This is a genomic window from Alistipes sp. DJF_B185, assembly GCF_964250025.1.
GTDB lineage: Bacteria > Bacteroidota > Bacteroidia > Bacteroidales > Rikenellaceae > Alistipes > Alistipes finegoldii.
On record NZ_CAXUDY010000001.1, the window covers coordinates 176759 to 192861 of the forward strand.

General features: G+C 61.6%; 16 protein-coding genes. 14 read left to right on the forward strand and 2 right to left on the reverse strand.

Translation table 11 applies throughout. From position 1 onward, the window contains the following. Nucleotides 1–527: 527 nt before the first annotated feature. From ACESTR_RS00815 to ACESTR_RS00835, 5 genes are all read left to right on the forward strand, one after another. On the forward strand, nt 528–1067 hold the full coding sequence (locus tag ACESTR_RS00815; protein WP_014775487.1) for an energy transducer TonB: 540 nt from the start codon (nt 528–530) through the stop codon (nt 1065–1067). A gap of 3 nt (nt 1068–1070) precedes the next feature. Continuing rightward, nucleotides 1071–2318: an exodeoxyribonuclease VII large subunit gene (gene xseA / locus ACESTR_RS00820; RefSeq protein ID WP_373178691.1), complete on the forward strand. Its 1248-nt coding sequence runs from the start codon at nt 1071–1073 to the stop codon at nt 2316–2318. Between the two features lie 71 nt (nt 2319–2389). After that, on the forward strand, nt 2390–2581 hold the full coding sequence (xseB, locus tag ACESTR_RS00825) for an exodeoxyribonuclease VII small subunit (RefSeq protein WP_009597696.1): 192 nt from the start codon (nt 2390–2392) through the stop codon (nt 2579–2581). Further along, nucleotides 2581–3135, forward strand: coding sequence for a GNAT family N-acetyltransferase (locus tag ACESTR_RS00830; protein WP_022043774.1), 555 nt, complete (start codon nt 2581–2583; stop codon nt 3133–3135). Before xseB ends, ACESTR_RS00830 begins: the two co-directional genes overlap by 1 nt. A gap of 13 nt (nt 3136–3148) precedes the next feature. Further along, entirely contained in the window at nt 3149–3922 is a 774-nt protein-coding gene (locus ACESTR_RS00835) for a class I SAM-dependent methyltransferase (protein WP_022043775.1), read from the forward strand. Nucleotides 3923–4012: 90 nt separating this feature from the next. Here ACESTR_RS00835 and trhA read toward each other — a convergent pair whose 3' ends face one another. Continuing rightward, the gene (trhA, locus tag ACESTR_RS00840; RefSeq protein ID WP_130063160.1) at nt 4013–4669 is read right to left on the reverse strand and encodes a PAQR family membrane homeostasis protein TrhA; all 657 of its coding nucleotides are present in this window, start codon (nt 4667–4669) and stop codon (nt 4013–4015) included. 81 nt (nt 4670–4750) lie between these two features. On the opposite strand from trhA, the gene ACESTR_RS00845 reads away from it, so the two are divergent. The 9 genes from ACESTR_RS00845 (at nt 4751) to argH (ending at nt 15496) form a co-directional block, all read left to right on the forward strand. Further along, entirely contained in the window at nt 4751–6949 is a 2199-nt protein-coding gene (locus ACESTR_RS00845) for a RelA/SpoT family protein (protein ID WP_014775480.1), read from the forward strand. Nucleotides 6950–6982: 33 nt separating this feature from the next. Continuing rightward, on the forward strand, nt 6983–7603 hold the full coding sequence (locus ACESTR_RS00850) for a GNAT family N-acetyltransferase (protein ID WP_009597629.1): 621 nt from the start codon (nt 6983–6985) through the stop codon (nt 7601–7603). Between the two features lie 16 nt (nt 7604–7619). Further along, nucleotides 7620–8822, forward strand: coding sequence for an argininosuccinate synthase (gene argG, locus ACESTR_RS00855; RefSeq protein ID WP_014775479.1), 1203 nt, complete (start codon nt 7620–7622; stop codon nt 8820–8822). After that, a complete protein-coding gene (argC, locus tag ACESTR_RS00860; RefSeq protein ID WP_009597672.1) occupies nt 8819–9781 on the forward strand; it encodes an N-acetyl-gamma-glutamyl-phosphate reductase in 963 nt (320 codons plus the stop codon). Before argG ends, argC begins: the two co-directional genes overlap by 4 nt. Before the next feature lie 159 nt (nt 9782–9940). After that, nucleotides 9941–11071 (forward strand): aspartate aminotransferase family protein, encoded by a 1131-nt coding sequence (locus ACESTR_RS00865; protein ID WP_009597639.1) that lies wholly within the window; start codon nt 9941–9943, stop codon nt 11069–11071. 135 nt (nt 11072–11206) lie between these two features. Further along, nucleotides 11207–12163, forward strand: a complete 957-nt coding sequence (locus ACESTR_RS00870) for an acetylornithine carbamoyltransferase (protein WP_009597650.1) — start codon at nt 11207–11209, stop codon at nt 12161–12163. Next, nucleotides 12163–12930, forward strand: a complete 768-nt coding sequence (gene argB / locus ACESTR_RS00875; protein ID WP_022043778.1) for an acetylglutamate kinase — start codon at nt 12163–12165, stop codon at nt 12928–12930. The genes ACESTR_RS00870 and argB overlap by 1 nt, the downstream gene beginning before the upstream one ends. A gap of 53 nt (nt 12931–12983) precedes the next feature. After that, complete coding sequence (locus ACESTR_RS00880; RefSeq protein WP_022043779.1) at nt 12984–14045, forward strand: M20 family metallo-hydrolase; 1062 nt, start codon at nt 12984–12986, stop codon at nt 14043–14045. A 152-nt stretch (nt 14046–14197) separates the two neighbouring features. Continuing rightward, nucleotides 14198–15496: an argininosuccinate lyase gene (gene argH / locus ACESTR_RS00885; protein WP_373178696.1), complete on the forward strand. Its 1299-nt coding sequence runs from the start codon at nt 14198–14200 to the stop codon at nt 15494–15496. A 397-nt stretch (nt 15497–15893) separates the two neighbouring features. Here argH and ACESTR_RS00890 read toward each other — a convergent pair whose 3' ends face one another. After that, nucleotides 15894–16097 (reverse strand): hypothetical protein, encoded by a 204-nt coding sequence (locus ACESTR_RS00890; protein WP_004303920.1) that lies wholly within the window; start codon nt 16095–16097, stop codon nt 15894–15896. Between the last annotated feature and the right edge of the window lie 6 nt (nt 16098–16103).

Consider the following 16103-nt stretch of genomic DNA (forward strand, 5'->3'; position numbering starts at 1 on the left):
CGCAAACGCCCGGTCCCAAAGCCGTGTCGGTTCAACGCCGCCCCGAACCAAAGCCACGCCGGACAAAAAACACCCGGTCAAAAGCCGCCCCCGGCCCAAAACCACGCCGGACAAAAAGCCGCATCGTTGTTCCGCCCCTGCCGCTGGGTTCGGAACCATCAGCCAGTCCCAAAGACGCCCGGCAAGAGCGGCTCTGCGAAGTCCCCTCCGCAAGACGCACAATTAAAGTCAGCCCGGCAAGACGCGCTGTCAAGGACAGCCCGAAAAGGCACCCGGCCCGGCAAAAGACACCCGACAAATGCGCCGGCAAAGACCGGCCCGCGAAAACCGACCCGCGAAAACCGGCCCGAAAGACCCGCTCCGCACGCAACACCCGGAAAGACCGCCCTGCAAACCGTCCTGCGGACCGAAAATCGCGGGAAAATTTGGCGTTCCGCAGCAAAACCGTTATCTTCGCACATACCGAACGACGCCTGCGGCCGGGCAATATTCCCGCCCCAGCGACCGTTTATCGGGAAAAGCACCGCATGAAAAGATACTTTCTGTTTATATCGGCACTCCTCGCCGCAACGCTTCCCGTTGCGGCGCAGCAGCCTTTATATATAGTCAACGGCGTCGAAACCGAGCAGATCGCGTCGATCCCGCCCGACGACATCGAGAACGTCGAGATGCTCCCGGCCGACGAGGAGACCATCGCCCGCTACGGCGACAAAGCCGCAAACGGGGTGATGCTCGTCACGCTCCGCTACGACCAGTCCGCCGTTTTCACCGCCGACTCCACCTTCAGCGGCTACATCGCCCGGCAGGTGAAGTGGGGCGACGACGAACCGGCCGCCCGCATCGTCCTGCGTTACACCGTAACGCCCGAAGGCGACACGGTCGTGGCTCAGGAACTCGAATCGACCGACAGCCGTCTCAAACGCCGCGTGCTCAAAGCCGTCGCCGAAGCGCCCCGCTGGACGCCGGCCCGCAAAAACGGCACGCCCGTCGAGAGCGAAGGCATCCTGCACATCCAGCTTCCCGAAGGCAAGCTGATGCCGCGTCAGGTAGAACTGGTCTGGCGCTAACCCATGCAGACGCACTCACATATCACCCTTTCCCAATTGCAGCGGCTCGTGAAGGAGACCCTCCACGAGCGTTTCGCCCTGCCCGTATGGGTCAGCGCCGAAATCTCCGAAATAAAGGTCAATTACTCAGGCCACTGCTACCTAGAACTGGTCGAAAAAGGGGGCGACAACGGCGTTCCGCTGGCCCAGTCGCGCGCCGTGATCTGGCGCACGGCCTATCCCCGCATCGCAGGATACTTCGAAGCCGAAACCGGCCAGCGGCTCGCCGCCGGAATCAAGATTCTGGCCAAAGTCGCCGTCAATTACCACGAACTCTACGGATTTTCGCTCCAGATCACCGACATCGACCCCACCTACACGCTGGGCGACATGGAACGGCAGCGGCAGATAACCATCGCCCAGCTTCAGCAAGAGGGCGTCTGGGACATGAACCGCGAAGCGCCGATGCCCGTCGTGGTGCAGCGCGTGGCGGTCGTATCGAGCGCCAACGCCGCAGGTTATCAGGACTTCCGCAAGGAGCTGGCCAAAAGTCCCTACCGTTTCGACGTAACGCTGTTCGACGCCTTCATGCAGGGCGCGGCGGCCGAAGAGTCGATCGTCGCGGCGTTATGCGCCGTCGCAGAGCGGATGGACGAATTCGACGCCGTGGTCCTCATCCGCGGCGGCGGCTCGGCCAGCGACCTCAACTGTTTCAACGCCTACCGGCTCTGCGCCCACGTGGCGCAGTTCCCGCTGCCGATCCTGACCGGCATCGGCCACGACAAGGACACCAGCGTCGCCGACATGGTGGCCCACACGGCGCTCAAAACCCCGACAGCCGTAGCCGGATGGCTCGTCGAACGGATGACGCAGGCCGAGGGGTGGCTCGACTACGCGGCCCTGCAACTGCACGATGCCACGAAAGCCGCCATGCATGCCTCCGAGGTGCGGCTGGAACGGCTCACGGGCGACCTGCGCCAGATGAGCGGCGACCTGCTCACGCGGCAGCGGCTCCGCGCGGAACACCTTTCGGCCCTGCTGCCGGAAGCGGTGCGCAATTTCCTCGCACGGCAGGCCACACGGCTCGGCAACGCCGCGGAACTGATCGCCGGCCGCTCTCCGGAACGTATCCTCCGGCTGGGCTTCGCCGTCGTCCGCACGGGCGGCAAAGCCGTGGTGTCGGCCCGCGACGTCCGCAAAGGCGACGCCCTCGAAATCGAAGTCGCCGACGGCACGATCCACGGCGCCGTGCAACGCAGCGAGCCGAAATAAAACCGCACCAGCCCGCCCCGTTCCGGAACCCCAAAACGGCGGCAGTAAACACGCAACGACAAAAAACAGATATGGCAAAAAAAGAGATGACATACGCCGAAGCGATGGCCCAGATCGAGAAGATCCTCGCCCGCTTCCGCAACGAAGAGATGGACGTGGACAGCCTCGCCGCCGAGGTCAAACGCGCCACGGAGCTGATCGCCGGCTGCAAATCGCGGTTGCGCAAGGCCGAAGAGGAGGTTTCCAAAATACTGGAATCGTGATGACCGGAAAAATCGTCATCCGGGAAACCGTCCCCGCCGACCTCGCGGCGATCGTCGAAGTGCATAAAAAGGGCTTCGGCTACGACAAGGAGGCCGGGCTGACCGCCGAGCTGCTGTCCGATCCGACTGCCGAACCGACCGTCTCGCTGCTCGCGCTGCGCGACGGGGAAGCCGTCGGCCACATCCTGTTCACCCGATGCCGCATCGCCGGAGCGGAAGTGCAGCAGCCGTTGTTCTACATCCTCGCACCGCTCGCCGTCGTTCCCTCCTGCCAGAAGCAGGGCGTCGGCGGACTGCTGATCGCCGAGGGGCTGCAGCTGCTGCGGGAGCGGGGCGCGAAACTCGTCTTCGTACTCGGACACAAGGAGTACTACCCGCGCCACGGCTTCATTCCCGGAGCGGAAAAACTGGGATTTCCGGCCCCTTATCCGATTCTGGAAAAACATGCGGACTACTGGATGGCGCAGGCGTTGACCGACGACGGATTTTCAGGTCCCAAAGGCCGGGTCGTATGCGCCGACGCCCTGAACCGCCCCGAACACTGGCGGGAATAAAACCTCACCTGCAATGAAAAAACTTATCAAATGGATGCTCAACCACGTGCCGCGGCCGCTCCTTCAGCGCGTCGCCGGCTGGGCCGTTCCCGCCGCGGGCCTGTTCTACAAAGGCCGGGGTGTCGAATGTCCGGTCTGCGGGTCCAGATACCGCAGATTCATGCCCTACGGCTATGTCCAATCACGGGCCAACGCGCTCTGTCCCAAATGCCTGTCGCTGGAACGCCACCGCCTGCTGTGGCTCTACCTCACGCGTGAGACCGACCTGCTGACGAGTTTTCCCCGCACGCTCCACATCGCGCCCGAAGTCTGCATCATGCGCCACCTGAAACCCCATTTCAAGGGGCATCCGGGACAGTACGTCACCGCCGACCTCGAAAGCCCGCTGGCCGACCTGCACTTCGACGTGCAACAGATTCCGCTGGCCGACGATTCGGTCGACGTGATCCTCTGCAACCACCTGCTCGAACACGTCGCCGACGACCGCAGGGCGCTGCACGAACTCTACCGCATCCTCAAACCCGGCGGCTGGGGCATCCTGCTCTCGCCCGTGGAACCGAACTACGAACAGACCTACGAGGACGACTCGATCACCGATCCCGAAGAGCGGACACGCATCTTCGGACAATACGACCACCGCCGCATCTACGGCGCGGACTACACAGACCGGCTGCGCGAAGCGGGCTTCGAGGCCGCGGACATCGACTACGCCGCGACCTTCTCCGAGGCCGAACGCCGGCTTTACGCCCTGCCGAAAGACCATATTTACGTCGTCTACAAGCATTGAGGCAAACCGGCATGCGCTCCCTCCGAGTCAGCACAAAAACGCCCCGTAACTCAGGTTTCGGGGCGTTTTCCCCCTACTGCCCGTATCAACTCAGTACAGAAAAAACACGATTCCCGTAAAATGGGCCGCCACGGCCAGATTGATCAGCAGGTGCCAGACCATGTGGTGGTAGCGGAATCCCTGCCGGGCATAAAACCACGCGCCGAGCGTATAGAGCACGCCGCCCGCGGCGATCAGCGCCAGCAGCGGCGTCGACGCCTGCCGCACGAAAAGCGGCATGAAAAATACGATCGTCCACCCCATGACCAGATAGATCGTCAGGCTGAGGGCGGGAATCGTCTTGCGCGAAAGCGACTTGTAGAAGATGCCGAACAGCACCATCACCCACTGCAGGATCGTGATGAAGACGCCCTGCCACCCTCCGATCACCGACAGCGCGATCGGCGTGTAGCTTCCGGCGATGGCGACGTAGATGAAAATATGGTCGAGGATATGGAACACGGCCTTGTGTTTCGAGGCCGGATTCATCGAATGGTAGAGCGTCGAAGCGAGAAACATCAGGAAGATCGAGATCACGAAAATGCTCACCGACACCGACGCCAGAATGCGGTCGGGGTCGTGCGCGTAGGCCCACACGGCCGCAAAGGGAAGCGCCACGAGCGCCAGCAGCGACATCACGCCGTGCGTGACCGTATTGGCGACCTCCTCCCCCACGGTCGGGACATAAGCATCCTTTTTCTTCGTCATAATCGGGTGTATTGGTCCGATGTGCCAAATTTATGAATTTTTTTCATATCTTTGTCGTCAAGGTTATGCGGTTAGGGAAAAATGGACTTTTCACGTTACGAAAAACTCCGCACGCTCGTGCGCGCGAACTTCTCGGAGCAGACTCAGGCACTCGTGGACGAGGCGCTGGTCTACGCCGACGGGAAGCTTGCGTCCCTGACCCGCTATGACGGCAGCCCCCTGCTGACGCATGCCGCGGCCGTGGCCGGAATCGTGATCTCCGAAGTGGGACTCGGACGCAACTCCACCATCTCGGCCATCCTGCACGACGTGGTGCGTCTGGCCCACAAACAGCTCCCGGCCGAAGAGTTCCTCGCCCTGACCGCCGACATCCGCAGCCGCTTCGGCGAGCAGGTCGTCGGCATCACGATCGGGATGTGCAACATCTCAGAACTGAAACTGAAGGTCGCCAAGGAGCAGGCCGAGAATTTCCGCGACCTGCTCGTCTCCTACTCCGAAGACCCCCGCGTCATCCTCATCAAGCTGGCCGACCGGCTCGAAGTGATGCGCTCGCTGGAGATCTTCCCGCACGAGAAGTGGCGCAAGAAGAGCTGGGAAAGCATGAACCTCTACGCCCAGATCGCCCACAAGCTGGGTCTCTACAGTCTCAAAAGCGAGCTGGAGGACATCGCGCTGAAATACCTCGAACCGAAGGACTACGAACACATCGTCACCAAGCTCGAAGAGAGCGCCGACGAACGCAAAGCCTTCATCGCACGGTTTCTGGTCCCCATCGAGGAGCGTCTGCACAAACTCGGCATCAAATACCACATCAAGAGCCGCACGAAGTCGATCTTCTCGATCTGGACCAAGATGCACAAACAGCACGTGCCGTTCGAGGGCGTTTACGACATCTTCGCCATCCGCATCATCATCGACTGCCCGAAAGAGCAGGAGAAGCCGCAGTGCTGGACGGCCTATTCGGTCGTGACGGACTTCTATACGCCCAACCCCAACCGCATGCGCGACTGGATTTCGATCCCGAAGTCCAACGGCTACGAATCGCTGCACACCACCGTATCGGCCGAAGGCCGCTGGGTCGAGGTGCAGATCCGCACCGAGCGCATGGACGCCGTGGCCGAACGCGGCATCGCGGCGCACTGGCGCTACAAGGGGGTGAATCAGGGCGCGCAGACCAGCGAAGTCTGGCTGGGTCGCCTGCGCGAACTGCTCGAAGACACCACCCACTCGCTGGCGCAGCGTTTCGATGCCAAACCCGCTTCGGGCGAGATCTTCGTCTTCACGCCCAACGGCGACCTGCGCAAGCTGCCCGAAGGGGCCTCGCTCTTGGACTTCGCATTCGACATCCACACCAGTCTGGGTTCGACGTGCGTCGGCGGCAAGGTCAACAACCGGGCCGTGTCGATCCGCGAGCAGCTGCGCAACGGCGACATCGTCGAGATCCTCACCCAGAAGAACCAGACGCCCAAATCCGACTGGCTCAACTTCGTGGTCACGTCGAAGGCCCGCAACAAGATCAAATCGTTCCTGCGCGAGGAGCAGGCCAAGCATACCCGCATGGGGCGCGAGGAGCTGGAACGCAAGCTCAAGAACTGGAAATTCCCGCTCACGATCGACGAGGCTGTAGCCTATCTGGTCAAATACTTCAAAGTCCGCACAGGCACCGAAATCTACGCCCTGATCGCCACGCAGAAGGTCGATCTGGGGACCATCAAGGAGATCCTCACGCGCCATATTTCGGGCGAAGCCGACGAGCAGCGGCGCGCCGCTGCGGCCGAAGCCGAACGCAACAAGGTCCACACCGCCAAGGAGAGTCCCGCGGCGCAGGACGCGCTGGTCATCGACGACGACATCTCGAAAATCCAGTACAAGCTGGCCAAATGCTGCAACCCGATCAAGGGCGACGAGGTGTTCGGCTTCGTGACGATCAATTCGGGCATCACGATCCACCGCTGCGACTGCCCCAACGCCAAGCGCATGCGCGAGAATTACCCCTACCGCGTCATCGACGCCCGCTGGCGTTCGACGGCCGAAGGCGCGTTCCGCGTCTCGCTGCGCATCGTCGCCGCCGACACGACCGGCATGGCCAACCACATCACCGAAGTCATCAGCCGCGACCTGAAACTCAACATCCGCTCGATCAACTTCGCCTCGCTGGCCAACGGCTGCATCGCGGGCACGGTGAGCGTCGAGGTGCCCGGCGCGGGCGTGGTCGATACGCTCATCCATTCGATCATGCGCATCAAGGGCGTTCAGCGCGCCTTCCGCATCAACAACTGATTCACACACAATTTTACCCACATAACTAAGTAAATGGATAACAACTCTATCAGCGTCTTATTTGCCGACTCGTCGCACGCCCACTACGCCCAGCGTATCTGCGACCTGATCTACGAGTCGGCATTGCAGCGTGGCACGGGCATCGCCAAACGTTCGCCCGAATACATCGCCGCAAAAATGACCGGTGGCAAGGCCGTCGTGGCGCTGGACGGTGAGAAACTAATCGGTTTCAGCTACATCGAGTGCTGGGGTCACGGCGATTTCGTCGCCACCTCAGGACTTATCGTCGATCCGGAGTACCGCCATATGGGACTCGCGGAGCGTATCAAACGACGAACCTTCGAGCTGGCCCGACGACGATTTCCGTACGCCAAGTTATTCAGTATTACTACGTCGCTGCCCGTGATGAAGCTCAATTCGCGCATGGGCTACGTGCCGGTGACCTTCTCGGAGCTTACCGAGGACGAAGAGTTCTGGCGGGGTTGTCAGGGATGCTGCAATTACGACATCCTGCAGCGCAACAACCGGCGCATGTGTCTCTGTACGGGCATGCTGTACGATCCGGCGAAGGAGCCTCCGCAGTCGCAGTCGCGCTGGGCGCCCTACGTCATGTTCTTCAAGAACAAATTCAAGAAACTGTTTCACCTGAAGTAAATAAAACCGATATAAAATGGAAAAGAAGAAAGTAGTTCTGGCGTTCAGCGGCGGTCTGGACACCTCGTTTTGCGTAAAATACCTTTCGGAGGAGAAAGGCTACGACGTTTACACGGCCATCGCCAACACGGGCGGCTTCTCCAAGGAGGAGCTTGCGAACATCGAGAAACGCGCCGTGGAGCTGGGCGCCGTGCGGCACGCCACGCTCGACATCGAGCAGGAGTACTACGAAAAGAGCATCAAATACATGGTCTTCGGCGACATCCTGCGCAACGGCACCTACCCGATTTCGGTCAGCTCGGAGCGCATCTTCCAAGCCATCGCCATCATCGAATACGCCAAGTCGATCGGCGCCGACTGCGTGGCCCACGGCTCGACCGGCGCCGGCAACGATCAGGTGCGCTTCGACCTGACGTTTCAGGTGCTCGCCCCCGAAATCGAAATCATCACCCCGACGCGCGACATGACCCTGACGCGCGAATACGAAATCGACTACCTCAAGAAGCACGGCTTCGAAGCCGACTTCAAGAAGATGGAGTACTCGATCAACAAGGGGCTTTGGGGCACGTCGATCGGCGGCAAGGAGACGCTCCATTCCGAGCAGACGCTGCCCGAAGAGGCCTATCCGAGCCAGATCACCGCATCGGGCGAGGAGCGGCTGAAAATCACCTTCGAGCAGGGCGAAATCGCCGCCGTGAACGGCAGGCCCTACGCCGACAAGGTCGAGGCCATCCGCGCCGTGGAGGCCGTCGGCTCGAAGTTCGGCATCGGCCGCGACATGCACATCGGCGACACGATCATCGGCATCAAGGGCCGCGTAGGCTTCGAAGCCGCCGCCCCGATCCTCATCATCGCCGCGCACAGGATGCTCGAAAAGCACACCCAGACCAAGTGGCAGATCTACTGGAAGGAGCAGGTCGCCAACTGGTACGGCATGTTCCTCCACGAGGCGCAGTACCTCGAACCGGTGATGCGCGACATCGAAGCCATGCTCGTCTCGTCGCAGCGCAACGTCACGGGCACCGTCGAACTGATCCTGCGCCCCTACAGCTACACGCTCGTGGGCGTCGATTCGACCTACGACCTGATGAAGACCGACTTCGGCGAATACGGCGAGGTGAACAAGGCGTGGACGGCCGACGACGTGAAGGGCTTCACGAAGATCCTCGGCAACCAGATCAAAATCTACCATAACGTCCAGAAACGCAACGAGAAATGATACGCGCAGGCATCATCGGAGGCGCCGGCTACACCGCCGGCGAACTGATCCGCCTCTTGGTAAACCATCCGCAGGTCCGGCTCGCCTTCGTCCACAGCACCAGCAATGCGGGCAACCGCATCGCCGACGTGCACGGCGGACTGGAGGGCGACACCGAACTGCGCTTCGCCGACACCTGCGACCTCGCGTCGATCGACGTCCTGTTCCTCTGTTCGGCGCACGGCGAGAGCCGCAAATGGCTCGAAGCGAACGACGTTCCCGCCGGCGTGAAGATCATCGACCTCGCACAGGACTTCCGCGACGAGAGCGACGGCTTCGTCTACGGACTTCCGGAGCTGAACCGCGACCGCATCCGCACGGCGGAGCGCGTCGCCAATCCGGGTTGTTTCGCCACGGCGATCCAGCTGGCGCTGCTGCCCCTCGCGGCGGCGGGCCTGCTGACGGGCGAGGTGCACGTGACGGCCGTCACGGGTTCGACGGGCGCGGGCGTCAAACCCTCGGCCACGACCCACTTCAGCTGGCGGACGGACAACATTTCGGTCTACAAAGCCTTCACGCACCAGCACCTGATCGAAATCGGACGCAACCTGCGACGCCTGCAGCCCGGCTTCGGCAAAGCCGTCAATTTCGTGCCGATGCGCGGCGATTTCGCCCGCGGCATCCTCGCCAGCGTCTACACCGACTGCCCGCTCGACGAGACGGCGGCCCGCAGGCTGTACGAGGATTTCTACGCCCCGGCCCTCTTCACGCACGTCGCCGCCGGCAGCGTCGATCTCAAACAGGTCGTCAATACCGACAAGGCCCTGCTGAGCGTGGCCAAATACGACGGCAAACTGCACGTCGTGTCGGTCATCGACAACCTGCTGAAAGGCGCGTCGGGACAGGCCGTGCAGAACATGAACCTTATGTTCGGACTGGACGAGGGCGAAGGACTTCGGCTCAAAGCGTCCGCTTTTTAGAAACAACGAAATCGCTTTCCGGGATTCGCTTTCCGCCGCATGCGGCGGACCAAGCCCCTGCCTGAGGCGGGGGTTTGGGGGGGGGTGGATCAGACTTGCATACACGGCGGCACGCCGTGATTACCGCAATCGGAAGCAAGATGCCAAACAATTTTTGCCATGACACTATTCAACGTATACTCCCTCTACCCCGTCGAGCCGGTGCGCGGCAAAGGCTGCTTCGTCTACAACGCCGCAGGCACCGAGTACCTCGACCTTTACGGCGGACACGCCGTCATCTCGATCGGCCACGCCCAGCCCGACTACGTGAAGGCGATCTCGGAGCAGGCCGCCCGGCTGGGATTCTACTCCAATTCGGTCGAAAACTCGCTTCAGACCGCGCTGGCCGAAAAACTTGGCCGCGCATCGGGTTACGGCGACTACAGCCTTTTCCTCTGCAATTCGGGCGCCGAGGCCAACGAAAACGCACTCAAGCTGGCGTCGTTCCAGACGGGCCGCGCCAAAGTGCTGGCCTTCTCCAAAGCCTTCCACGGCCGCACGTCGGGCGCCGTCGCCGCGACGGACAACCCCTCCATCCGTTCGCCGTTCAACGGGACGCCCAACGTGGAATTCACCCCGCTGAACGACCTCGAAGCGGCCCGCGCCAAGCTCGCGACGCGCGAATTCGCCGCCGTCATCATCGAGGGCATTCAGGGCGTTTCGGGCATCCACTGCCCCACGGACGAATTCCTGCGCGGCCTGCGCGCAGCCGCTACCGAAACGGGCACCCAGCTCGTGCTGGACGAAATCCAGTCGGGCTACGGCCGCACGGGACGCTTCTTCGCCCACCAGTGGGCCGGCATCCGTCCCGACCTGATCACCATGGCCAAGGGCATGGGCAACGGCTTCCCGATCGGCGGCGTGCTGATCGCGCCCCACTTCGAGGCGCGCCCCGGACTGCTCGGCACCACCTTCGGCGGCAGCCACCTCGCCTGCGCGGCGGCCATCGCCGTGCTGGATGTCATGGAGCGCGAGAAGCTGGTCGAGAACGCCGCCGACACGGGCGAATACCTGCTCGGCGAACTGCGTAAGGCCGACGGACCGAAAGAGATCCGCGGCCGCGGCCTGATGATCGGCATCGAGATCGACGGTTCGGGCGCGGAATTCCGCAAAAAACTCCTTTTCGGAAAACACGTCTTCACGGGCGGCGCAGGCGCTTCGACCGTGCGGCTGCTGCCCGCGCTCTGCCTGACGCGCGAATTGGCCGACCGCTTCCTCGACGCATTCGACGCAACGCTCCGCGGGAAATAAAATCCCGGACGCGATACGACAAGTCCTCTCTGCGGAGGAAAGTCAGGAGAGGGCAGACTCCAACGCAGCGCACCGCCGCGAACAAAAGCCCTCCGGAAGCAAGCGACAGACAAAACAAGATAAAACGAAAACGATATGCATAAATTCACCTGTGCGGCAGATATCGGCGACCTGCACATCGCCGTCGCCGAAGCGCTCGAAATCAAGCGCGACCGTTACCAGTTCACCGGACTGGGCCGCAACAAGACCCTGCTGATGCTCTTTTTCAATTCGAGTCTCCGCACGCGCCTCTCGACGCAGAAGGCCGCGATGAACCTCGGCATGAACGTCATGGTGCTCGACGTCAATCAGGGAGCATGGAAACTCGAAACCGAACGCGGCGTGGTGATGGACGGCGACAAGGCCGAACACCTGCTCGAAGCCATTCCCGTCATGGGGTCCTACTGCGACGTGATCGGCGTGCGGTCGTTCGCCAAGTTCAACAACAAGGCCGAAGACTACGAGGAGCGGGTGCTGGAGCAGTTCATCCGCCATTCGGGCCGCCCCGTCTTCTCGATGGAGGCCGCCACGCGCCACCCGCTGCAAAGCTTCGCCGACCTGATCACGATCGAAGAGTACAAGACCAAGGAGCGTCCCAAGGTGGTCATGACGTGGGCCCCGCACCCCAATGCACTGCCGCAGGCCGTGCCCAACTCGTTCGCCGAGTGGATGAACGCCGCGGATTACGACTTCGTCATCACCCACCCCGAAGGATACGAGCTTGCGCCGCAGTTCGTCGGCCGCGCGCGCGTCGAATACGACCAGCGCAAGGCGCTCGAAGGAGCCGACTTCGTCTATGCCAAGAACTGGGCGGCCTACGCCGATCCCAACTACGGCAAGGTCCTCTGCCGCGACCGCGCATGGACCGTCGACGCCGAAAAGATGGCGCTTACGGACAACGCATTCTTCATGCACTGCCTGCCCGTGCGGCGCAACATGATCGTCACCGACGAGGTGATCGAGTCGCCGCGCAGTCTGGTGATCCCCGAAGCCGCCAACCGCGAAATCTCGGCGCAGGTCGTACTCAAAAGATTGCTGGAGGGACTCGGATAATGGAGAAAATCACGGTAGTAAAAATCGGCGGCAACGTCATCGACGACCCCGCCGTCCTGAAACGCTTCATCGCGGACTTCGCCGCGATGCCCGGCCCGAAAATACTGGTCCACGGTGGCGGCAAGGTCGCCACGCGGCTCGCCGAACGGCTCGAACTGAAGGTGCAGATGGTCGACGGCCGCCGCATCACCGACAAGGGCACCTTGGACGTGGTGACGATGGTCTACGCGGGTCTGGTCAACAAACAGCTCGTGGCCTCACTGCAGGCCGAAGGGTGCAACGCGCTCGGCATGTCGGGTGCCGACGGCAACGCCGTCACGGCCCGCCGCCGCGCCCCCCAGCCGATCGACTACGGCTTCGTGGGCGACATCGAGAAGGTCGATTCCCGGCTGCTCGGACGCCTGCTCGAAGCGGGCGTCACCCCGGTCTTCTGCGCCATCATGCACGACGGACAGGGCACGCTGCTCAACTGCAACGCCGACAGCGTGGCTTCGGCCATAGCCCTCGGCGCGGCGCAGATAGCCCCCGCGGAGCTGGTCTTCTGTTTCGAGAAGAGCGGCGTGCTGCGCGACCCCGACGACGAGACGACCCTCATCCGCGAGATCACGGCCGAATCGTACGCCGCGCTCAAAGCCGAAGGCGTCGTCAGCAAAGGCATGATCCCCAAGATCGAGAACGCCCTCAAGGCCGTCGCAAACGGCGTTCGGAGCGTCACGATCAAACATTCCGACAACCTGTCGAACGACACGGGAACAGTCATCAGATAACCCCCGGTTTCGGCAGTCCGCCCGGACCGCCGGAGCCAAAAAACAGGAAGAGCATGGATGCAAAAACGACGGAAGCGGTCGAACTGCTCAGGAGACTCATCGCAACGCCTTCGACTTCGCGCGACGAAAGCCGCACGGCCGACCTGCTGTTCGCCTTTCTTGAGGAGCGCGGCGCGGCGCCCGAACGGCTGCACAACAACGTCTTCGCCCGCTCCGCGGACTTCGACCCGGCGCGCCCCACCCTCCTGCTGAACTCGCACCACGACACGGTGCGCCCGGCGGCCTCCTATACGCGCGACCCGTTCGCACCGACCGCCGAAGGCGACCGTTTGTACGGTCTTGGCAGCAACGACGCCGGAGCTTCGGTCGTGTCGCTCGCCCGGACGTTCCTGACCTTCCGTGAACAGTCTCTGCCCTTCAACCTCCTGCTGGCCCTTTCGGCCGAGGAGGAGTGCATGGGCGAACACGGCATGCGCGCCCTGCTGCCGCAGCTGGGAACGATCGACATGGCGCTCGTCGGCGAACCGACGGGCATGCAGGCCGCCGTCGGCGAGCGGGGGCTGGTAGTCCTCGACTGCGAAGCCCGCGGCAAAAGCGGCCATGCGGCGCGCAACGAGGGTATAAATGCGCTCTATATCGCACTCGACGACATCGCGCGGCTCCGCAGCTTCCGCTTCGACCGCGTATCCGAACTGCTGGGACCGATCGGCATCGCCGTCACGCAGATCGCGGCCGGCACCCAGCACAACGTCGTGCCCGACTCGTGCCGCTTCGTCGTCGATCTGCGCACGACCGACGCCTACACCAACGAGGAGACGGTCGAAATCCTGCGCGGGACACTGCGCTCCCAAGCCGTGCCCCGCTCGACACGCATCCGCGCCTCGGCGCTCGACGCCGCACACCCGCTCGCACGCGCTGCGCAGGCCGCCAGACGCCGGAGCTACGTCTCCCCCACCACGTCGGACATGGCCCTGATGCCCTTTCCGTCGCTCAAAATGGGTCCGGGAGAGTCGTCGCGCTCCCACACGGCCGACGAATACGTTCTTATGTCGGAGATCGGGGAGGGAATCGGGATTTACGAAGAATTCATCCGGCAACTCGCCGGAATCCTCTGACGCCGCCCCGCGCGGCAGGCGGCCGAATCCCCGCCGCGAAAGACACCCGCCCCGTGCGGAAGACAGATTTGCAAACGCGGCGCACCGCCGCAAACCACCGGCCGCCGGCAATACGGAGCCGGCACGAAATGAGAAACGAATACACACACGCTATGGCAACCAAACTTTGGGACAAGGGCTTCGAGCCCGACAAGATGATCGAGGAATATACCGTCGGCGACGACCGCGAACTGGACATGCGGCTGGCGAAATACGACGTCGAAGGGTCGCTGGCCCACATCGCCATGCTCGAAAAGATCGGGCTGTTGACCTCCGCCGAACTGGAGGAGCTGACCGCCGGACTGAAAGAGATCGCCGCCGAGATCGAAGCCGGACGCTTCGCGATCGAGCCGGACACCGAGGACGTCCACTCGCAGGTGGAGCTGATGCTCACGCGGCGGCTGGGCGACGCGGGCAAGAAGATCCATTCGGGCCGCTCGCGCAACGATCAGGTGCTGGTGGACCTCAAACTTTTCCTGCGCGACGAACTGCGCCAGACAGCCGACGCCGTAAAAACGCTGTTCGACCGGCTGCAAGGCCTGAGCGAACAATACAAGGAGGTGCTGATGCCGGGGTACACCCACCTGCAGATCGCCATGCCCTCGTCGTTCGGACTCTGGTTCGGCGCCTATGCCGAGACGCTCGTAGACGACATGCGGCTGGTTGCCGCCGCATGGCATATCGCCAACCAGAACCCGCTCGGCTCGGCCGCCGGATACGGCTCGTCGTTCCCGCTCGACCGCACGATGACCACCCGTCTGATGGGCTTCGAAACGCTCCACTACAACGTCGTGGCGGCGCAGATGAGCCGCGGCAAGAGCGAACGCGCCGCGGCCAGCGCCATCGCGGCCATCGCCGCCACCGTAGGCCGCCTTGCGATGGACGTATGTCTCTTCATGAGCCAGAATTTCGGCTTCGTGTCGCTGCCCGACAACCTCACCACGGGATCGAGCATCATGCCCCACAAGAAAAACCCCGATGTCTTCGAGATCATGCGCGGCCGCTGCAACCGCCTGCAGTCGGTGCCGAACGAAATCGCCCTGCTCACGGCCAACCTTCCGATCGGCTACCACCGCGACATGCAGCTGCTGAAGGATATCCTCTTCCCGGCGACGACCGAAATCAAACGCACCCTCTCGATGTGCGACTTCATGCTCGCGCACCTGAAAGTCAACGCCGGCATCCTCGACGACCCGAAATACGACTACCTCTTCACGGTCGAAGACGTGAACCGGCTCGTGCTCGAAGGCGTTCCCTTCCGCGAAGCCTACAAACAGGTCGGCATGGCCGTACAGCACGGCCAGTACCGCCCCACGCGCGAGGTGCGCCACACCCACGAAGGCAGCATCGGCAATCTCTGCACCTCCGAAATCCGCCGGAAAATGGAGCGCGTGATGGCCGAATTCGAATAACCGGAACCGCCGCAACAAAAAAAGGATGCCCCGAAAAGGCAAACTTTTTTTGTTTGATAATTGATTGATAACCAGTAGTTAGTTTCGCTTAAAAAAGCTAATCTCTACTTATAAGCATACATAGAGGGTTTCAATAACCAACTGATACTGAAGACAAAAGTATATAAAAAAGTCGGATTGTAAAACACTGGAAAAGAACCTTCTTTTATCAATCAAGGAAATCAAAAAGTGTATAGAGCAAAGTGGCGCATGTATGGTATAGATAATTCCGTACATGCGCCACTTTCTTAATCATCTGATTTGCATTGATTTACATTAATTGTTATTATATACTATCATTTGGTACTGATAAGCATTGATTTTGCTTGTGGGGTGTATTATTGTCCACCTAAAAAAATCAAGAATATCTCCTTGAAACGGGTTTGACGAGCAGGTCGATGTGCTCGTGTTCAAGGATATGTTCCATAGCCTTGTATATGGGCATCTTTTCGATACCGGCAATCTTCAGGGCTTCCATCTTGATGGTATTCTCGATGAGCAACAGGTAGTCTTCCTCCTTCAGCTCAACATATTTCTGTGACTGTGATTTTAATTTTGCCATATTGAT